Here is an 18,987-nt window from a genome sequence, read left to right as displayed (position 1 = left end):
TGAACACCTTGTGGGGGGTTAGTCGCCAGACGGGGCTATTGGTGCGGTTGCCTGTTCCATGTCCTCGATAGCCTCGTGTCGTTGGGCGTACTCAAGGACCAAGGCCTGCCGGGCGGGGGACAAGCGCCGGACAGCTCGGGCAAGGACAGCCACGGTTTGTGGCTCTCGCGGTTCTTCACTCAACGTTCGACGCTTGGAGTCAAGAAACCGTTGCACTTCCTCCACAACCTTCTTGGAAGTTTCACTTCCAGTGGCGTTGAAGACGTCGAGAGGCAGGTCGAAGACCCCCGCAATCAGCGATGCGATTTGAACGCTTGGGCTCTTTACCTCACCCTTGCGGAGCTTGCGGATGGTCTCGCTGCTGATCGCCCCAGATCCGTACTTGGAGTTGATCGCGTTGGCGATCTCGGTGTTGGTGGGCTCGACGAACGTGCCGGGCCTGTCCGGGTCTTCCTTGGCCTGCGCCTTTAGGAGCAGGTTCAGGACCTCGGCGAAGGAAGGCGCCTGGGCGGCGGGTTCTGGGGTCACTGTCGGGTGGTCTCTCCTGCCGGGTGGTGAGGCGATCACCATAGCGGCAAACCACGGATCCGTGTCCGGCTATGAAGTTTGAGCCACAGATCGTTTGACGACAGGGCTCATGACGTTCTTTGATGGACCCGGAACGACACGCTCCGGCGCCATGTGGTGACCAGACGTGTGCCCTTCTGTGCATCTCCTGCCGATTCGCCCCAAAGATCCGCCCACCTCGTGGCCTACGACACTCCAAAGACCAAACCGCACCTGCGGTTTTCCGTGGCGCCCCGAACTAACATTCGATGAACGTGCTACCCGACGGGACGGACTCGCCGTGACGATTTCCGACGCCATCTCTCCGCACTGGGACTCCACCCTCCGGGCTGCCGCAGCCAAGCGAGGCGCCACCGCGCAACAAGAACTGCCGGCAGCGGAAACCTCGATCGAGTTCCGTCTCGGGCCGGAGCACACCCCCGCCGAGAGCATGCGCCGCGCCCGCAGCTTCGTTGCCAAGGTGCTGCCGGCGCTGCTCGCGGACGCATCGCATGCCACGGCCGTCGCGGAGGCGGTGCTCTCTGTTCTGGCCGAACTTGTCGACGTCACCGCGCGCTACCGCGGCGCTGTCGACCTGAGCGGTCGCGTCTCGTGCTTCGGCGACCATGTCTTGATCACCGTCGGGGAGATGCGGCGACCGCTGCCTCCGGCGGAGGAGGAGCCTGGCCTGTTCCTCGTTCGCCGCCTTGCCGACGAGATTGGACAGCACCTTGGCGACAAAGGCGGATACGCGATATGGGCATCCGTGCCAGTCCGGGCCGACGTTAACTAACCGCACGGGCCCCAGTTCCCGTGCGACCGTCGGTGTAATTGAGGCGAGCGGCTTGCCGGTTGAGGTTCGGCTCGCGAGAGCCTTTGGGTGCGTCGCCGTGGTAGCTCCCTTGAGGCTCTCCGCCGACGTGGGTGGAATGGACTTACCTGATCTCGCTTGGCGTGAGGTGCTGCTGCGGGAACCCGCCCTCAAGTCGAATGCGAGGCTTAGTTCGGCTTGGGTTCTGAATTTCGAGCGTGTGGTGCCTGGCGCCGTTCTCGAGGGAGCGGATCGCAGGGGTCGGTGTGATGTAGATCATAGATCATGTCCGCATCCTGGGATGCCGCGGGTGGGTCGGCGTGACGTATCCCCGATCGCGCGTCCGGCGTTACCCGGGGCGGAGCCTTGTGGGCGTGGTGCAGGGCGCGGTGCGTAAGTAGCCATTTACGTAGCCGCGTAGGGACTCATTCGACATGTTTCTGCAGGTGGTAGCGTTGCGGAGACACTCCCCGGCGTACAGCCCGACTCGTCTGCCGCTCCTTGTTCCGCAGGCCAGCCGCCGCGGACCGGTGTGCCCACACGGCCGAGGTCAGTCGCCGGACCGGGGTGCTGCGACGTTCTCCGTGGGCCAGTCGAGCACGGTGAGTTCGGGTCGTGGCAGCGAAGCTGTCGATCGCCGCCTCGGTGGAGTCGTACGGCGGACACGCCACGCCGAACTTGTCCTCGTACCAGAGGTGTACCCGTGGCTCGTTGCGGATCTCGACCTCTGCCGGGAGGTCGGCGAACACCTCCCGGCCGGTCTTGATCACGGCGTCCTCCGCTTCCCAGGACGGTTGGCCGCGTCGAAGTAGAAGACGTCGCAGTCCGCGCCAACACCACGGAGAGGCCTGCCCCGGATGAGCTCCGTGGTCGAGCACAGCGGCCGCCTGGGCCGCCTGGGCGGCTCGGCCCGGCTGCTCCCCTCACCCCGCCGTCGGACTCGGCGACACCCTGCTGTTCGCCCGCGGAGTGAGGACGACCTGCGGCTGGCCCGCGACCGCGGGTGGCGGGGTCAGGTCCTGGGCCGGTAGGCCGGGTGAGGTGGTCTCCTGGGCGAGGGCCTGGCTGAAGTCGACCAGGCCGGTCTTCTCCACGGCCGTGATGTGGTCGAGGACGGTGTCGTTGGCCTGGTCGGCCAGGGCGCGGACCAGGGAGTTCCTCGTGGTGGTGCGGACGCTCGCGATCGTGGTGAGGAACTGGCCGTTCGTCGCGCGCAGGGTGGTGGCCAGGTCCGTGTCGAACTGCTTGCCGGTTTCTGAGTTCAGCCGCGTCTCGAAGCTCTGCTGTTGCGGCGACGGCTGGTTGGGCAGCGTGATGCCCAGCTGATCGGCGACCTTGCGGCTGGCGGCGTCCAAGGAGGCATCCCCGTCGACCAGTTGCTTCCCGGTGTTCCTGACCGCCTTCGTCGTCCCCTTCTTCGACGCACTCTGGCCGACGGGGTACTCCCACAACCCGGCCGAGCGCACTTCGACCACGAAGTCCCGGTCGGCTTCCGTCAGCGGTCCGGTCGCCGGGGTGGCGACGACCCGTTCGGGTGCGCTGCTGACCTTCTGGACTCCGAGCATGGCGGGGTAGAGGAGGGAGCCGAGGGTCATGCCGAGCGCACCACCCACGAAGAGAGTTCCCGCCGCCTTCCGTGAAACGAGCACCGTGTCTCCTGATCCGGTTCTTCGGATCCCGCACGGAGAGAAATACGGATGCGGGGGTTCCGTAGAACCTTTTGGGCTCGTCATGGGTTCGTAAAGGGATCGGTGGCCGCTGAGGAAGAAGGGCCGTTCGGCCCTAGCGACGGGGCCAGGAAGGGACTGTCGGCCCCTGTCGGGGCCGGGTGCCGCACGGTCGATCATGTAGCGGCGACCGGGAAGGGCCAGGTCCATTCCCGCACTTCTGGTCTTTTCCGGCTCGTCGACGACAGTCGCCGGCTGATGGGGAGGAGGGCGCCGTTCGGTCATCGCGCAGGCCACCAGGGCCGGTAGCCAGGAGCGAGTCATCTCGGTGTGCTGTACCCGAGCCGGCCTGAGCAGATCTACGCGGCCCTGCTGACGGAAGCCCTGGTTCCGCGTCCGGGCCCGAGCCGTGCGGTCCCTGTGCTTGTATGCATGGAGAGTCGCGTGCAATGCAAGGATGCAAGGAGTGCTCCATGGGCGGCGAAGAGGTCTTACGGACACCGCGGACACCGCACGACAGCGGGGCCCTGGACGGGCAGTCGGCGGGACCCATGGTGCCGAGGCTGGCGCTGGGCGCGCGGTTGCGGCGGCTCCGCGAGGAGCGGGGCATCTCCCGCGAGGCCGCGGGGGAGTTCATCCGGGCCTCCCGGTCCAAGATCAGTCGGCTGGAGGCCGGCCGTCATGCGTTCAAGCTGCGTGACGTGGCCGATCTACTCACGCTCTACGGAGTCACGGACGAGGCCGAACGCGCCACTCTGCTCGCGCTGGCGGAACAGGCGAACGCGCCCGCCTGGTGGCAGCACTTCAACGACGTGGTGCCCGTCTGGATGCAGCCCTTCCTCGGAGCCGAGCAGGCGGCGAGCGTCATCCGGTGCTTCGAGGTCCAACGCGTTCCGGCCCTGCTGCAGACCCCCGACTACGCACGTGCCGCCGTCCGGCTCACCCACTCCGGCGCTTCCGTGGCGGAGACCGAACGACGGGTGCTGCTGCGGATGACCCGCCAGCGGATCCTGCACCGGCACCCGGCGGCCCAGCTCTGGGCGGTGATCGACGAGGCGGCGCTGCGGCGCCCGGTGGGCGGCCGCGCGACGATGCGCGCCCAGCTCCGGCATCTCGTCGAGATGTGCCGGCTCCCGCAGGTCACCCTGCAGATCATGCCGTTCGCGGCCGGCGGCCACGCCGCGGAGTCCGGGCCGGTCACCATCCTGCGGCTGCCCGGCGGGCAGTTGCCCGACGTGGTCTGCCTCGAAAGGCTCGGCACGGCCCTGTATCCCGACCGGCCGGCCGACGTCGAGTGCTACTGGGATGTCATGAACCGCCTGGTGGTCGAGGCAGAATCACCGGACGAGACTCCGACGATTCTGCATCGCGTCCTCCAGGAGACCTGAAGTCCTTGAGTCCTGATCAGCGCTTCAGGGCGACGCCGCCGTACTGGTGAACCTCCTCGGGCAGCTCCCAGGCACCGGCGTCGGGCCGCCAGCGTGAGCACGACGCCACGCCCGGCTCCAGCAGTTCCAGGCCGTCGAAGAAGCGCGCGATCTGCGCCGGGCTGCGCAGGATGTACGGGAGCGAACCGCCCTCGTTGTACTGCCGGATGGCCTCGACGTACTCCTTGCTCGTGTCCGTGCTGTCGTACTGCACGAGGTAGCTGCCGGGAGGCAGCGCGTCCACGAGCTGACGTACGATCTCGCGCGCCTGGTCGAGGTCCGCGATGTGGCCGAGGATGCCCATCAGCATCAGGGCGACGGGCTGGTCGAAGTCCAGCGTCTTCCTGGCCTCCCGGACGATCGTGCCCGGATCGCGCAGGTCGGCGTCGACGTAGTTGGTGACCCCCTCCGGCGTGCTGGTGAGCAGCGCACGGGCGTGTGCCAGGACCAACGGATCGTTGTCGACGTAGACGATGCGGCACTCGGGGGCCACCCGCTGGGCGATCTCGTGGGTGTTGTCCACGCTGGGCAGTCCGGTGCCGATGTCGAGGAACTGGCGGATGCCCTCGTCGGCGGCCAGATGGCGGACGGCGCGGGCGAGGAAGTACCGGGCGGCACGGGCGCCCGTCTCGATGCCGGGGAAGATCGCGCGGAACGCGTCGCCGGCCACCCGGTCGACCTCGTAGTTGTCCTTGCCTCCCAGCCAGTAGTTCCAGATCCGGGCCGACTGCGGCACGGAGGTGTCGATCTTGGAGAGTGCCTCCTGCTCGGAGTTGTCTGCCTCGTGCGCCATGGAAGCTCCTGTGTCTGCGTGTGGTGAAGAGGGCCGAACCGTCGGACGCGGGTCGTGGCTGCCCACGCTATTCCGCGCCGACTCGACTCAGGAGCATCACTGGCTCCAACTGCCGCTGTTCAGACGTCCGTTGGCTTGATTTCTGCGCAGAGGGCTGGACGGGCACGACCGTACCGCCGCCCTGGGCCGGGTGCGCCTCGACCATGGGGCAGGCAGTTCGGCAGCAACCCGACGTGCCGGTGCCGGGCGCGTTCCGGTCCCCGGTGGTGCCCATGGTGGTGTTCTTCGCCTTCCAGCCGGCGGCACTTCGCAAGGTGTGATGGCGGGGTCGGTCAGGTAGTCGGGAGAGGCTCCCGTTCGGGCGGAGCCTCATCCCCTTCGGTCGGCTACCCGCGTCACCCTCCCGGCGGCATGGCGGCCCGCTGCTACACGGGCGACACAATCCGCCGCACGAGCAACGGAGTTCGGCATGGACATCCGCATCCGCATCCGCTCCACCAGAAGAGGACTCCTCCGGGCCGCCGGGGGCGTTTCCCTCGGCGCCATCGGGTCAGGGGCGGTCGGGAGGCCGGCCCCCGCCGCGCCGTCGCTCCCGGAGACCGGCGGCGCGCTGGAACCGGGCCCGGGAACCGCCCTCGTCCAGCGGTTCTGTGCCGCGTGGTCGAACCTGGACGCAGCAGAACTGGCCGACTTCTTCGCGGCGGACGCCACCTACCAGAACATCCCCCTGCCGGGTGTCGTCACGGGACGCGACGCGATCCAGCAGGCCCTTGCGGAACAGATCCGGATACTCCAGTACACCACCCTCACCATCCAGAAGGCCGTTTCCTGGCGGAACACGGTCATCGCGACCCGCGTCGACTCGTACCGCTACACGAACGCCGACCACGACGTCGACCTCCCGATCGTCGGCGTCTTCGAGCTGATGCCGGACTTCCGGCGGTTCACCTCCTGGGTGGACTACTTCGACCTCGGCCAGTCCGAGTTCGAGACCGTCATCTGACCCCTTCCGGGCGCCGTGGGTCCGCCGTTTCACGGCAGGTGTGGCCCTGTGTTGACACAGAGTGATGTGCGCCTGTCGTGGGCCTCTCCCGGCTCGTCTCGCCTCGCCTCCCCGGACCCCCCTGCCTAGCATGAGAAGGACGCCGCTGACCCCGGCGGTGTGTCCCCCGCGCCGGCAAAGGGTGAGAGCCGTGAGTACCTCCCACGACGAGCAGAAGCGGATGCGGGCGGCGGATCCGGACCCGGGGGCGGTCGAGGAGCGGGTAGGGCCCAGGCCGGAGGGCGAGCCGTTCTTCCACCCGTATCACCATCCTGCGGCCGGCTGGGGCGCCGCCAAGAGCGTGACCAAGTTCCTGGTGCGGGAGCGGGCGCTCGTCGAGGGGCCCCGGGCGATCATGAAGATGAACCACGAGGACGGGGGGTTCGACTGTCCCGGGTGTGCCTGGCCCGACGACACCAAGGGGCTGCGGCTCGATCTCTGCGAGAACGGGGTCAAGCACGTCACCTGGGAGATGACCCGCAAGCGGGTCGGGCCGGAGTTCTTCGCCGCTCACTCCGTGGCCGAGCTGGCCGAATGGAGTGACTTCGCGCTGGAGGACCAGGGGCGGCTGACCGAGCCGATGGTGTACGACGCCGACTCGGACCATTACCGGCCGATCAGCTGGTGCGACGCGTTCGCGCTGGTCGGGCGGGCGTTGCGGGAGCTGGACGGTCCGGATCAGGCCTCCTTCTACACCTCCGGGCGGCTCGGCAACGAGGCCACCTTCCTGTACCAGCTCATGGCCCGCGAGCTGGGGACGAACAACCTCCCGGACTGTTCCAACATGTGCCACGAGGCCAGTGGGCGGGGCCTCACCGCCTCGCTGGGGACCGGGAAGGGGACCGTCGATCTCCAGGACTGGGATGCCACCGACGCGCTCTTCATCATGGGCGTGAACGCCGCGTCGAACGCGCCCCGGATGCTCACCGCCCTCGCCGCCGCCTACAAGCGCGGTGCCCAGATCGTGCACGTCAACCCGCTGATCGAGGCGGCCTCGCGGCGGACGATCATCCCGCACGACTTCGTGGACATGGCGGCCTGCCACTCGACCCGCACCGGCACCCTCAACCTCCAGGTGCGCGTCGGGGGTGACATGGCACTGATGCGCGGGATCTCCAAGGCCGTACTCGACCAGGCCGTGTCCGATCCCAAGGCACTCGACCAGGAGTTCATCGACCGCTACACGAGCGGCTTCGAGGACTACCGGAAGGTGTGCGAGGCCACCTCCTGGGAGGAGATCGAGCGGCAGTCCGGGGTCAGCCGCGCCGACATCCTCCGTGCGGCCCGGATCTACGGGGACGCCGACCGCAGCATCATCAGCTGGTGTCTCGGTGTCAGTCAGCATGAGCACGGGGTCGACACCGTGCGGGAGATCGTCAACGTGCTGCTGCTGCGCGGCAACCTCGGCCGGGAGGGGGCCGGGCCCTCGCCCGTGCGCGGGCACAGCAACGTGCAGGGCAACCGGACCTGCGGGATCGACCACCGGCCCACCAGCCAGTTCCTGGACCGGCTCGCCGCGGTGTGCGAGATCGACCCGCCCCGCGAGCACGGGCTCGACACCGTCGGCACCATCCAGGCCATGCTCCGCGGCGACGTCAAGGTGTTCGTCGGCATGGGCGGCAACTTCGCCCTCGCCGCGCCCGACACCCGCGCCACCTGCGAGGCCCTGCGCACCTGCGAGCTCACCGTCCAGGTGAGCACCAAGCTCAACCGCAGCCACCTGGTCCACGGCCGGCAGGCGCTGATCCTGCCCTGCCTCGGCCGTACCGAGAAGGACCATCAGCGGTGCGGCATCCAGGGCACCTCCGTCGAGGACTCCATGAGCATGGTGCACCTGTCCGTGGGGATGAAGAAGCCGGCTTCCGCGCACCTGCTGTCCGAGCCCGCCGTCATCGCCGGGATCGCCCGCGCGGCGCTTCCCGACAGCACCACGCCCTGGGCCTGGTACGTCGAGGACTACGACCGTATCCGCGACACCATGGCCCAGGTACTCGACGGCTTCGAGGACTTCAACCGACGGGTACGGCTGCCGCTGGGGTTCCGGATCCGGCAGCCCGCGCGGGAACTGGTCTTCCGTACGGCCTCCGGGCTCGCCGAGTTCTCCTCCGCGCCGCTGCCCGACGTCGTACCCGCGCCGGGGACCCTGGCGCTCGGCACCATGCGGTCGCACGACCAGTGGAACACCACGATCTACTCCGACAACGACCGCTACCGGGGGATCAGGAACCTCCGCACCCTCGTCTTCATGAACGCGGCCGACATGCGGGAGCGCGGCATCGACGAGTTCGATCCGGTGGACATCGAGAGCACGGCCAAGGACGGCAGCACACGGGTGCTCAACGGGTACCTCGCCATTCCGTACGACCTGCCGCGCGGCTGCGCGGCCGGGTACATGCCCGAGATGAACGTGCTGATCGCCCTGTGCGACTACAGCGAACAGAGCGACCAGCCGTTGATGAAGCACATCCGGGCGACGGTCCGGCCGGCCGCCGCGGCCGCCGCGGCTGCCGCTTCCTGAAGCGCCCTGCGCCGGTCAGGAAGCGGCGACGCACCTCTCGTACGCCGCCAGCAGTTCCGCCAGCTCCAGCACCGGGCCCTCCGGGTCCTTCGCCGCGTCGTCCCAGCGGCGCAGGGCCACCGCGTCCCCGGCCATCGGGTGGGCGGCGAAGGCGGCGGCCTCCGCCTCGTCCATCGGGCCGCCCTGCACCTTCAGCGAGGCGATGGACGCCGGGCTGAGCAGGGCGCGGTAGGCGGGGTCGGTGGCCACCAGGTAGCGCTTGGCCGGGACGTGCTGGGCGATCACCCACGCCGGGCGTTCGCCCAGGTGCCGGCGGGCCCACTCGGCGCCCGCCAACTCGTGCGGCAGGCCCGGGTGTTCGGCCCGCACCGGCCGCGCCCTGCCGATGTCGTGCAGCGCGGCGGCGACCACCAGTTCGTCGTCGGCACCGGCCGCCCTCGCCAGGTGGGCGGCCTGCAGCGCGTGGGTGCGCTGGTCCACCGCCTCGCCGCCGTACGGGAGGCCCGCGAGGCCGTCGACCAGTTCGGCCAGCCGGCCGGAAGTGAGCGTGTTCATGATTCCTCCGGGGATTCCGCTACGTCGGGGCGGTCGCCGCGGACGGCCTCCGCCAGTTCCTCGGCCAGCCGCGGTGTCGCCGCCACCACTCCCGACCAGCGGCGGCTCAGGTCGGGGTCGAGTTCCAGCGGGCGGCCGTGTACGTCGATGACCGCGCCGCCCGCCGCCGGGACCGTCAGCATCGCCGCCGCCAGGTCGACGATCCGGTGGGTGTCGGAGCCCGCGTCGGCGAACGCGTCCGTCGAGCCCTCGGCGACCAGGGCCGCCTCCAGGCAGCTGGTCGACAGGATGCGGATCCGGGCCGCCCGCTCGGCCACCCGCCACCAGGCCCCGGCGATGTGCCGCTGGGGGCGGAGCAGGCTGACGGCGGCGCCGTCCAGGTGCTCGCGTCCGCTGGTGCGGTACGGCGACGGCTGCCCGGCCACCGTGTGCCAGCAGCGGCCCGTGTCCAGCCAGCAGGTCAGGGCCTCGACCGGGACGCCGTCCACGGCGATGACGCCGGCGAAGGCGGAGAGGGGGACGCCGGCCGCGGCGTTCGCCGTACCGTCCACCGGGTCCGTCACCAGCGTGACCGCGGAGCCGTTGTCGATGCTGCCCAGCTCCTCGCTGAGCAGGTTGATCCGGTGCGCGGACGCCACCTCCGCGATGGCGGTGTCGACGAGGATGTCCAGCCGCGTCGTCGGGGTTCCGTCCGCGCCCGTCCGGACCTTCTCGGCGAGCTGGGCGCGGTCGTAGCGTTCGCGGGCGGTGCGGAAGGCGGTGACGGCGGCCTCGGTCGCCTGCGCGAGGGCCGGGTGGACGCCGGGTGGCAGCTGGGGCGCGGGGACCGGCCAGGTGATCTTTCCGGTCACGCCGATGCCTCCGGTCCGGTCGCGATTCCGCCCGCGGCGCCGCTCGCACTGCCGCACGCGGCGCCGCTCGCACTGCCGCACGCGGTGCCGCTCGCACTGCCGCCCGTGATGCCGCTTGCAATGCGGCCCGCGAGCCCGTCCGTACGGTCCCGGAGTACCGCCGCCACCACCGGCCACGGCCGTCCCGGTGCCGCCAGGACCAGGTCGGCGCGCCTGCCCGGGGCCAGGCTGCCGCGGTCGGGCAGGTCCGCCACCTCGGCCGGTCCGGCGGTCACCAGGCCCACCGCGGCGGGGAGAGTGGCCAGGCCCTCCTCGGCGAGCAGCAGGGCCGCCGCCAGCAGGCCCGAGGGCAGGTAGTCCGAGGCGAGCGCGGTGACCAGGCCGCGGCCGACCAGGTCCCGGCCCGACGCGTTGCCGTTGTGGGAGTTGCCGCGCAGCACGTTGGGGGCGCCCATCACGGTGGGCATGCCCAGGTCGCGGGCGGCCTCGGCGGCGGCGAGGGTGGTCGGGAACTCGGCTACGGCGCCGCCGCGTTCGCGCAGCGCCGCCACCTCCTGCGCCGAGCCGGGGTCGTGGCCGAGGAGGCGGACCCGGCCCGCCGTCGCCCGCTCGCCCAGGTCGGCGAGCGCCTCCTCGCGGATGCCGAGGCGGCCGTCCCGCTCCTCGATCAGGCTGTCCACATGGGCGCGGGCCTCGTCCTCGGACATGCCCCGCGTGCCCATCAGGTACTGCTCGTAGTAGCGGCGGTCGGCGTACTGGCCCTGGCCGGGGGTGTGGTCCTCGTGCGACACGAGCGCGGTGCCGTCGACCGTGTCCAACCGCCTGCGCAGCGCGGCCAGGCCCTCGGGGCAGCGGACGTCGAGGCGGTGCAGGATGCGGTGGTCCACCATGCCGTTCGCGCGGGCCTGAACCGCGCGGCAGATCTGTTCCGCCGTTTCCACGCTGCGGGACAGGCCCCGGCCGTGGCTCTGCTCGTAGGCCGCGCCGTGGAACGCCGTGGTGACACCGGCCGCGCTCAGCTTGCCCTCGAAGGACAACAGGGCGAATTCGAGGGGGAGTTCGGCGCCGGGGCGGGGGAGCCGCTCCCTCTCCAGGCCGTCGCTGTGCACGTCCACCAGGCCGGGGAGGCAGAGCAGGCCCTGGCCGTCCACGTCCGCCTCCAGGCCCGCCGGGTGCGGCTCCACCGCGGCGATACGGCCGTCCCTGACCGCCACCAGCGCGTTGTCCAGGACCCGGTCGGCGAGGACGGCCCGGACGTGGCCCAGCACGTAGTCGGCGGGCGGCGCGCCCAGCGTCCAGCCCTGGGCGACCGGTCCGGCAAGGCCGGTGGCGGTACCCGTACCCGTGCTCATGCTGCTTCCTCCAGTGTCTCGGCAGGGGTGCACTGGCGGGTGATCCGGCCGTCCCGGACGAACACCACGCGGGAGGCCAGACGGCGGATGGCGTCCATGTCGTGGAAGACGGCGAGGACGGCGACGCCCTGTCCGGCGAGGGAGTCGACGAGTTCGAGGGCGGCCTCGCGGTTGGCCGGGTCCAGGGCGGACACCGGCTCGTCGAGCAGCAGCAGCCGGGGCGGCTGTACGGTGCCGGCGGCCAGGTTCACCCGCTGGCGTTCGCCGCCGGACAGGACACCGCAGTCGACGTCCCACAGCGTCTCGTCCAGCTTCAGGCGCCGCAGTGCCGCCGCGGCCGCCTCCCGGGCCTCGCCCCGGTCGAGTCCGCGCCGCCGGGCCACCGCGGCGACCACCTCCAGCGGCCCGGTACGCGGCGGGGCCGCCAGGAACTGCGAGACGTAGCCGAACTCCCGGCCGCGCAGCCGTGCCATCGCGCGGTCGGGGAGGTCGGTGAGTTCGACGGGGCCGGCGTCGGTGTGCAGCCGTACCGAGCCGGAGTCCGGGAGGTACGTGCGGTACACGCAGCGCAGCAGGGAGGACTTGCCGGCGCCGCTGGGGCCCGCGAGCGCCACGTGTTCGCCGGCGTGCACGTCCAGGTCGACGCCGTGCAGCGAGGGGACCGTACGGCCGTCGATGCTGTGCAGGGTGAAGGACTTGCGCAGTTCGCGCACCGAGAGAACGGCTTCAGCGAGATCGGCTTCAGCGAGATCGGCTTCAGCGAGATCGGCTTCAGCGAGATCGGCGTCGGTGAGATCGGCGTCGGTGAGAACGGCTTCAGTCGTCGGGCTGTGGACGGGGCTGTGCATGGGGCTCACCTCCGGGCCGCGGCGACCAGCCGCTGGGTGTAGGGGTGGTGCGGGTCGTGGAAGAGCTGGTCGGTCAGGCCCCGTTCGACCACCCGGCCCGTCTGCATGACGAGGGTGCGGTCGGTCAGGGCCTCGATGACCGAGAAGTCGTGGCTGACGACGACCGCGGCGACGTCGCGCTCGGCGAGCAGGCTGCGCAGCAGGTCGAGGACCCCGGCGGCGACCGAGGCGTCCAGGCCGGTGGTCGGCTCGTCGAGCAGGAGCACGGGGGGCTCGGTGGCCAGCGCCTTGGCGATCTGGACGCGCTGCCGCATGCCGCCCGAGAAGGTGTGCACCGGGTCGTCCATGCGGGCGAGCGGCACCTCGACCCGGTCGAGGAGTTCGGCGGCCCGGCGCCGGATGGCGTGGTAGCCGCGCCAGCCCGCCGCCGTGAGCCGCTCGGCGATGTTGCCGCCCGCGGAGACGCGCAGGTCCAGTCCGGCGGCCGGGTCCTGGTAGACGACGGCCATCGTGTCGACGCGCAGCGCCCGGCGTACGGCGGCGGGGAGGGCGAGCACGTCCACCGCACCGCCCTCGACCCCGGCCAGCCGGACCCGGCCCGCCGTGGCGGGTTCGTCGCCGACCACGCAGCGCAGCACGGTCGACTTGCCCGAGCCGGACTCGCCGATCACGCCGAGCGCCTCGCCGGGGGCCACGTCGAAGGAGATGTCCCAGGCCGCGACCACCGCGCCGGTGGCCGGGCTGATCGCGGTGCCGTGCTCCGGTCCGGTGCCGGGGACGGCCGCCGCGCCGCCGGCGCCGTGCACCTTGCCGATGCCGTCGACGTGCAGCGCCCACGCCTGACCCGGGGCCTGACCCGGGGCCGGGGCCGGTCGTGGCGTCGCGGGGTGCTCCGCCGGGTCCGGTGTGGCGTGCCGGGCCCGTGCCGCCGGGTCGGGCAGCAGGGCCAGGGGTGCCCGGCGCCGGTGGGCCGCCGTGTCGGCGTCGCCGTCCCGCACCCGCGCGCACCACTCGGTGTCGCTGCACGCGAAGTCGCCCGACGTCCCGGAGTCCACGAGGAAGACGTCGTCGCTGCCGCAGAACCGGCAGCGGGCGCCGGGTGCGTGCTCGACCTCGAACGGGACGTCGTCGAAGGTGAGCGGACGGACGTCGGTGTGCGGGGGCACCGCGTAGATCCGCTTCTCGCGGCCCGCGCCGAACAGGTTGACGTGCTCCGCCTGGTGCAGCCGGGGCACGTCCCAGCGCGGGACGGGGCTGGTGGCCATGACGTAGCGGCCGCCGACCAGCACCGGGTAGCCGGTGCTCGCGGTGATCATGCCGTTGCGGACGATGTCCTCGTACAGGCTGACCCACATCGCCGAGTAGTCGTCCTCGGCGTGCATGCGGGCGCATTCGGCGACCGACTTCTGCACCCCGCGCAGCGGTTCCGGCACCGGGACCTGGTAGACGAGCACGTGCTGGGCGCCCAGGGCCTCCTCGGGGACGCGGTGCCGGGTCTGTACGACGGTGGCCTTCCGGGTGTCGGCCGACTCGGCGGAGCCGGTCGTCCCGGCGATGAGGCGGCGCAGGTTGGTGGCGTTCACCCCGGCGTCGTCGCCCTGGTCGATCACCTTGACGGTGTCGTCGGCGCCGATCACCGCGAGGGTGACCTGGAGGCCGCCCGAGCCCCAGCCGCGGGCCACCGGCATCTCCCGGGAGCCGAACGGCACCTGGTAGCCGGGGACGCAGACCGCGGTGAGGCAGGCGCGGCGGATCTCGCGCTTGGCGTCCTCGTCGAGGAGCCCGGCGGGCGGGGCACCGGCATCGGCCTCGGCGACCAGCGCGCCGATCGCGGAGGTCGCGGAGGTCGCGGGGGCAGCCGAGGCGCCGGGGGTAGCCGAGGCGCCGGAGGTGTGGGCCGTGGTCGTCGTCATCGGCAGTCCTTTCCGGTGGGGCCGGCGAAGCGCGCGGGCGGTTCCTCGCCCGCCTCGGCGGCGGCCCGCATGGCTTGCTTGCGCTCGGCCATCGAGCGGAACGTGACGTAGTGGGGGAGCTTCAGGTGCTCCAGGAAGCCGCCGGAGTCCAGGCCGTCGATCGTCATCAGCAGCAGCTGCTCCAGCGGGCCGCTGCGGCCGAACCGGCGGTTGGCGATGTCCAGGTTGGCCATGGCGATCGCCTTGCGCTCGTTGTGCCCGAAGCACAGGCCGTAGCCGACGCCGAAGCGGGTACGGTCCTCTTCCGCGCCGTCCAGGTCCTCGACGGCCTCGGCCTCGGTGACCCGGAACTCGCCGACGGCGACCGGGTTCCCGGTGTGCGGGTGGCGGACCCGCAGCGGCAGGCGGCCGTGCCGCAGCTCGCCCAGGGTGATCTCGTGGACGTCTCCGTCCGGGCCGAGGACCGAGCGGTACCAGAGCGCCACCAGGGCGCCGGTCTCGGCGCGGGCCATCGCCGCGAGGACGGCGGAGCGCGCGGCCGGCGGCCGGGCGGGCCTGCGGGTGATGTCGTGCGGCTCCGGGTCGTCGTGGGCCGGCTGCTCGTCGACCAGCTCCAGCTTGCGCAGGAGTTCCAGGAACCGGCGCGGGCGGCGCTGCTCCTCGGTGCGGGCCGCACCCTCCGCGGAGGGCTCCGCCGGTGGTTCCGCCGACAGTTCCGCGGTCGGTTCCGGCGGGCCGTCCGGCTGTTCCAGCAGCCGGCCCGTGTAGTCCGAGGTACGGCCGAGCAGCTGCGGCCCGTCCGGGCTGCGGAACGCCGGCACGATCCGGCGCAGGATCGTCATCTCGTCCGGGTCGACCGGCTCGCTCACCGCCAGCCGGGGCAGCGTGGACCGCTGGGCCCGCAGCAGGTGCGAGGCCTCCAGCGTGTCCCCTTCGGCCTGGCGCAGCGCCGCGGCCGCGGTCGGCCCGTCGTAGAGCCCGGCCTCGCCCATCACACGGTCGACGGCCAGCCGGAACCGGGCGGTGATCTGCCCGGTCGACGCCCACGGCACGGGCGCGTGGTCGCGCTTGCGGCGGACCAGGTCCTCGGCGGCGAGGATCGCCGCCAGGCCGCCGCGTGCTCCCGAGTACCCCATCAGTTCTCCTCCTCCACGACGGCTGTACTGCGCGGCAGGCCCAGCAGGCGCCCGTCCGGTGCGGCCAGCAGCAGGTCGATGCCGGCCGGGAATCCGGCGACCGCCTCCGCCCGTGCCTCGGCGAACCCGTCCGGCAGGCCGTCCGGCGCGACGACCAGGCCCCCCGGTACGCCGGGGCCCGACAGCCGCCACTTCCTGGGCCCGCCGTCCAGCGCGGCCACCGGCACGCAGAGCAGGGCGCCGTCCTCGGGCGCCTCGGCACTGCCCCGGCGCAGCTGCCGTATCTCGGCCGGTGTGACCGGGCGCACGGCGGCGACCAGCCGGGCCTCGGCCAGCGGCACGGCGGGCGCGTTCGTCGCCACGGCCACCACCTCCGACCACCGGCCCGGACCGCCCGCGCCGTCGGCGCCGTCGGCGCCGTCCGCACCGCCCGCGCCGTCCGCCGCCTCCAGGACGCGGAAGCCCGTCCCCAGGTCGGCGAGGGCCAGCAGCGGCAGCAGGGCGGCGGGTACCCGGCCCGCGGGGTCGGCGGGCAGCCGGGTGGTCGTACCCGGCCGGGCCAGCGCGTCGAGCACGGCGCGGAACACGGCCTGCGCCTGCCGCGGGGACGGCTTCGCCGCGGTCACCAGGTCCGCGGTCCCCGCCACCGGGGGCAGCTGTTCTGCCACGGTCACGTCAGCTCCTCGAACTCGACGACGGTCGGGGCGAGCTCCGCCCACTCCTGGCCCTCCCGCTCCGCCCGGCGGCGCGCGACCCGCTCGCACAGCCGGTCGATCTCGGCCGCCCGTGGCCTGCCGGACTGCGCCTCGGCGTCGAGCACGGCCGCCGCCAGCACGGCCGCCCGGTCGTCGCCGAGCCGCATCGCCCAGCCCCGGTGGCCGGCCAGTTCCACCTCGGCACGGCAGGCCAGCACGTCACCGAGCAGGAACCGCTCGGCCAGCACCGGCTCGCGCACCTGGGCGGTCACACAGCCGACCTCGGGCGCCACCAGCACCCGTACGCCCGTGCCGTCCTCCAGGCAGGCGTCGGCGAGCGCGACGAGCTCCTCGCGTTCCGCCTCCGCCAGCAGGGCGCAGCGCTGCTCCCTGCTCACCACGTGTGTCACGGTGTCTCCTTGTCGTCCGGCCCGGTCGGCTCCGGTGCCGTCTCCGGCGCGCCGGGCTGTTCGTCGAGTTCGACCACCACGCGCACGGCGTCCGCGCGGGTCCAGGTGCGGCTGCACATCAGGACGGTGCCGGTGCGCTCGGCCCGGCTGACGCTCTCCACCAGCCACGCGGGCTGGCTGCTCTCCATCCGCAGGGCGCGCAGCACCTCCGCCGGCGGGACGTCGATGCTCACCCGGCACCAGGCGCGCACCGGCCGTACCCGCACCAGCTGGCGGAGCACGGTGTCCATCGACTCGACGGCGTGCAGGGCGAGACCGAGGTCCGGCACCTCGTCGACGGGGATCCACTCGTGCACCCACGCGGCCAGCAGGTCGTCGATGTAGAACTCCCGCACCACCTCGTGCACGGACACCCCGGCGGAGCGCTCGAACCGGTCCGCGAGGTCGGCAGGGAGGGTGGTCCGGCGTACCGACTTGACCAGGGCGCGAGGGGTGGCGCCCGCCGCGGCGATCGTCGTCGACCAGGACGGCGGGACGCTGCGGGAGATGACGTAGTCGATCCGGCGGTTGACGAAGGTGCCCGAACCCTGGGTCCGGCGCACCACGAATCTGCGTTCCAATTCCTGTACGGCGGCCCTGGCGGCCGCCCGCCCGACACCGAACCTGCGCGCGATGTCGGCCTCGCTGGCCACCCGCGTGCCGCGGGCGCAGCCGTCGAGTTCGGCCGCCAGCAGGTCCGCGATCTCCAGATACCTGGTCGCACTCACCCTTGGAACGGTGGTCGCCCAACTCGTCCGGACAACTTGCCGTCGGCCAACGGACCCGACCCGGAAGGTGAACAGTCCGGACAGTTGTATCGCGTTCTTTGCGAGCCCTTTGCCTCCGGTGTCCTTCCTGTTGGACGGCTCGTAGGGCGGCGGCCCGCCGGGTGGCCTAGTGGACGCCCCCGCGCAGCCGGACCGCCGGCAGCTCCACGAGCGGCAGGTGCGCGGGACGTAGCCCCGGTTGCCCGCCGGCCCCGGGTCAGGGCGCCCGCGGTACGTCCGGCCGGCCGGACGGTGTGCTCCGGCGGCCCTCGCGCAGCCGCTCCGCCGCCCAGCGGGCCCACTCCTGCTCCAGGGCCCGCTGGCGGACGCCGTACTCCAGGACGAGCCGGCCGCACTCGGTCATCGCGTCGCGGTCCCAGGCCTCGGAGTCGCGCAGCGCCACCAGTTCGGCGTGTTCCTCGGCCGCGGTGTCCGCGTGGCGCAGGAGCCGCGCCGCCGCCTCCTCGGCGGGCAGGAGGCCGAGGAAGAACGTCTGCAGCAGCATCGGGTTGCGACGCGGCCGGTGCTCCTCCGTCCCGGCCAGCCAGCGTCGCGCCTCCGCGTGCCCCTCGGGGGTCAGCGCGTACTGCTTGCGGCCCCGCGGGCCCTCGTCGGTGACCGTGATCAGGCCGGTGGCGTCCAGCCTAGTCAGCTCGCCGTAGATCTGGCTCTGCCGGGCCGGCCAGACGTGGCCGAGCGAGGTGTTGAAGATCTTCAGCAGGTCGTAGCCGCTGCCGGGGCGGAAGACGAGCAGACCCAGGAGGGCGTGGCGAAGGCTCATGCCGCAACCCTAGCTCGCTTATTCCAATAGTGACAGGTCTGATCTCACATTCCTATCTTGACATGTTGTCGCCGGAGCTTCTACGTTCCACCTGTCAGAGTTGGAATATTGATCCGAGGACGCACATCGTGGGCTTCGTGGCTTACGCCCCGGCCGGGCAGGAGAGGGATCTCATGGTTCGGGAAGTCGCCGAGGGCGCGCTCGTCGAGGACGCGGTGCTGACGCGGGCGGCCCAGGCGGGCGAGGCCGCCGCGCTGGGGGTGCTGCTGGAGCGGCACCGGCCGGGCATGCGGGCGGTCGCGCTGAGCGTGCTGGGGCGGGCGGCGGACGTCGACGACGTGCTGCAGGACGCGGCGCTGACGGCGCTGCTGCGGATCGGGGACGTGCGGGACCCGGCGGCGGTCGGCGCCTGGCTGCGCGCGATCGTGCGCAACGCGAGCCGGGCCGTGCTGCGGTACTCCGCCCTGGTGCAGCCGATGGACGAGCTGCCCCTGCCGTCGCAGGACGCCGGCCCGGAACAGTGGCTCGAGCGCAACGCGGTGCGGGACTGGCTCTGGGCGGCGCTGGCGGAACTCTCCCCGGTGCTGCGCATGCCGCTGGTGCTGCGCTACTTCAGCGCGGAGGACGCCTCGTACGAGCAGATCGCCCGCGCCTGCGGGATCCCGGTGGGCACCGTGCGCAGCCGGCTCAGCCAGGGGCGGGCCAAACTCGCCGTCGCGCTCGCCGCCACCGCGGACGCCGATGCCGGGCAACGGGTCCGGGCGGGCCGGGCCGAGGCGCGCCGGATGCTCGACGCGGCCGGGGAACGGGCCGGCCGGTAGAGGACCGGTCCGGAG

At 72.1% G+C, this 18,987-nt stretch carries 18 protein-coding genes and 1 pseudogene; 5 read left to right on the top strand and 14 right to left on the bottom strand.

Annotated elements, in window-relative coordinates:
* Nucleotides 1-18 precede the first annotated feature (18 nt).
* On the bottom strand, nt 19-528 hold the full coding sequence (locus tag ACIQVL_RS03110) for a hypothetical protein (RefSeq protein ID WP_403474125.1): 510 nt from the start codon (nt 526-528) through the stop codon (nt 19-21).
* A gap of 319 nt (nt 529-847) precedes the next feature.
* Here ACIQVL_RS03110 and ACIQVL_RS03105 point away from each other — a divergent pair, with 319 nt between their 5' ends.
* On the top strand, nt 848-1,339 hold the full coding sequence (locus ACIQVL_RS03105) for a hypothetical protein (RefSeq protein WP_403474124.1): 492 nt from the start codon (nt 848-850) through the stop codon (nt 1,337-1,339).
* A 629-nt stretch (nt 1,340-1,968) separates the two neighbouring features.
* Here ACIQVL_RS03105 and ACIQVL_RS03100 read toward each other — a convergent pair.
* Both ACIQVL_RS03100 and ACIQVL_RS03095 read right to left on the bottom strand, forming a co-directional pair.
* Nucleotides 1,969-2,219: pseudogene (locus tag ACIQVL_RS03100) on the bottom strand (nucleotidyltransferase family protein); the annotation flags it as partial.
* A 61-nt stretch (nt 2,220-2,280) separates the two neighbouring features.
* Complete coding sequence (locus tag ACIQVL_RS03095) at nt 2,281-2,970, bottom strand: DUF4142 domain-containing protein (RefSeq protein WP_403474784.1); 690 nt, start codon at nt 2,968-2,970, stop codon at nt 2,281-2,283.
* A gap of 527 nt (nt 2,971-3,497) precedes the next feature.
* Here ACIQVL_RS03095 and ACIQVL_RS03090 point away from each other — a divergent pair.
* Nucleotides 3,498-4,412 carry a helix-turn-helix domain-containing protein gene (locus tag ACIQVL_RS03090; RefSeq protein ID WP_403474123.1) on the top strand — a complete coding sequence of 305 codons (915 nt, stop codon included), beginning with the start codon at nt 3,498-3,500 and terminating at the stop codon, nt 4,410-4,412.
* Nucleotides 4,413-4,428: 16 nt separating this feature from the next.
* On the opposite strand, the gene ACIQVL_RS03085 is transcribed toward ACIQVL_RS03090, so the two are convergent.
* Nucleotides 4,429-5,244 carry an SAM-dependent methyltransferase gene (locus ACIQVL_RS03085; RefSeq protein WP_403430822.1) on the bottom strand — a complete coding sequence of 272 codons (816 nt, stop codon included), beginning with the start codon at nt 5,242-5,244 and terminating at the stop codon, nt 4,429-4,431.
* Nucleotides 5,245-5,713: 469 nt separating this feature from the next.
* Between ACIQVL_RS03085 and ACIQVL_RS03080 the strand changes: the two genes are divergently transcribed.
* Nucleotides 5,714-6,247, top strand: a complete 534-nt coding sequence (locus tag ACIQVL_RS03080) for a nuclear transport factor 2 family protein (RefSeq protein WP_403474122.1) — start codon at nt 5,714-5,716, stop codon at nt 6,245-6,247.
* Nucleotides 6,248-6,467: 220 nt separating this feature from the next.
* The gene (locus ACIQVL_RS03075; protein ID WP_403474783.1) at nt 6,468-8,804 is read left to right on the top strand and encodes an FdhF/YdeP family oxidoreductase; all 2,337 of its coding nucleotides are present in this window, start codon (nt 6,468-6,470) and stop codon (nt 8,802-8,804) included.
* 15 nt (nt 8,805-8,819) lie between these two features.
* Here ACIQVL_RS03075 and ACIQVL_RS03070 read toward each other — a convergent pair whose 3' ends face one another.
* The 10 genes from ACIQVL_RS03070 to ACIQVL_RS03025 form a co-directional block, all read right to left on the bottom strand.
* Complete coding sequence (locus ACIQVL_RS03070; RefSeq protein ID WP_403430826.1) at nt 8,820-9,359, bottom strand: HD domain-containing protein; 540 nt, start codon at nt 9,357-9,359, stop codon at nt 8,820-8,822.
* The gene (locus ACIQVL_RS03065; RefSeq protein WP_403474121.1) at nt 9,356-10,210 is read right to left on the bottom strand and encodes an inositol monophosphatase family protein; all 855 of its coding nucleotides are present in this window, start codon (nt 10,208-10,210) and stop codon (nt 9,356-9,358) included. Before ACIQVL_RS03065 ends, ACIQVL_RS03070 begins: the two co-directional genes overlap by 4 nt.
* Nucleotides 10,207-11,562, bottom strand: coding sequence for an alpha-D-ribose 1-methylphosphonate 5-triphosphate diphosphatase (locus ACIQVL_RS03060; RefSeq protein ID WP_403474120.1), 1,356 nt, complete (start codon nt 11,560-11,562; stop codon nt 10,207-10,209). Before ACIQVL_RS03060 ends, ACIQVL_RS03065 begins: the two co-directional genes overlap by 4 nt.
* Nucleotides 11,559-12,410, bottom strand: coding sequence for an ATP-binding cassette domain-containing protein (locus tag ACIQVL_RS03055; protein WP_403474118.1), 852 nt, complete (start codon nt 12,408-12,410; stop codon nt 11,559-11,561). Before ACIQVL_RS03055 ends, ACIQVL_RS03060 begins: the two co-directional genes overlap by 4 nt.
* A 5-nt stretch (nt 12,411-12,415) precedes the next feature.
* Complete coding sequence (locus tag ACIQVL_RS03050; protein WP_403474117.1) at nt 12,416-14,323, bottom strand: alpha-D-ribose 1-methylphosphonate 5-phosphate C-P-lyase PhnJ; 1,908 nt, start codon at nt 14,321-14,323, stop codon at nt 12,416-12,418.
* Nucleotides 14,320-15,459, bottom strand: a complete 1,140-nt coding sequence (locus tag ACIQVL_RS03045; protein ID WP_403474116.1) for a carbon-phosphorus lyase complex subunit PhnI — start codon at nt 15,457-15,459, stop codon at nt 14,320-14,322. The genes ACIQVL_RS03050 and ACIQVL_RS03045 overlap by 4 nt, the downstream gene beginning before the upstream one ends.
* Nucleotides 15,459-16,133, bottom strand: coding sequence for a phosphonate C-P lyase system protein PhnH (phnH, locus tag ACIQVL_RS03040; protein ID WP_403474115.1), 675 nt, complete (start codon nt 16,131-16,133; stop codon nt 15,459-15,461). Before phnH ends, ACIQVL_RS03045 begins: the two co-directional genes overlap by 1 nt.
* Entirely contained in the window at nt 16,130-16,564 is a 435-nt protein-coding gene (locus ACIQVL_RS03035; protein WP_403430838.1) for a phosphonate C-P lyase system protein PhnG, read from the bottom strand. The genes phnH and ACIQVL_RS03035 overlap by 4 nt, the downstream gene beginning before the upstream one ends.
* Nucleotides 16,561-17,331 (bottom strand): GntR family transcriptional regulator, encoded by a 771-nt coding sequence (locus tag ACIQVL_RS03030; RefSeq protein ID WP_403474114.1) that lies wholly within the window; start codon nt 17,329-17,331, stop codon nt 16,561-16,563. Before ACIQVL_RS03030 ends, ACIQVL_RS03035 begins: the two co-directional genes overlap by 4 nt.
* Before the next feature lie 256 nt (nt 17,332-17,587).
* Nucleotides 17,588-18,151, bottom strand: coding sequence for a PadR family transcriptional regulator (locus ACIQVL_RS03025; protein ID WP_403430843.1), 564 nt, complete (start codon nt 18,149-18,151; stop codon nt 17,588-17,590).
* A gap of 173 nt (nt 18,152-18,324) precedes the next feature.
* Here ACIQVL_RS03025 and ACIQVL_RS03020 point away from each other — a divergent pair, with 173 nt between their 5' ends.
* On the top strand, nt 18,325-18,972 hold the full coding sequence (locus ACIQVL_RS03020; protein WP_403474113.1) for an RNA polymerase sigma factor: 648 nt from the start codon (nt 18,325-18,327) through the stop codon (nt 18,970-18,972).
* Nucleotides 18,973-18,987: the final 15 nt, after the last annotated feature.

Origin of the sequence: Streptomyces sp. NPDC090499 (genome assembly GCF_044769305.1) — a bacterium.
In the GTDB taxonomy this organism is placed as follows: domain Bacteria; phylum Actinomycetota; class Actinomycetes; order Streptomycetales; family Streptomycetaceae; genus Streptomyces.
The sequence above is the reverse complement of the archived record's forward strand: the minus strand, read 5'-3'. Positions and strand labels throughout refer to the sequence as shown.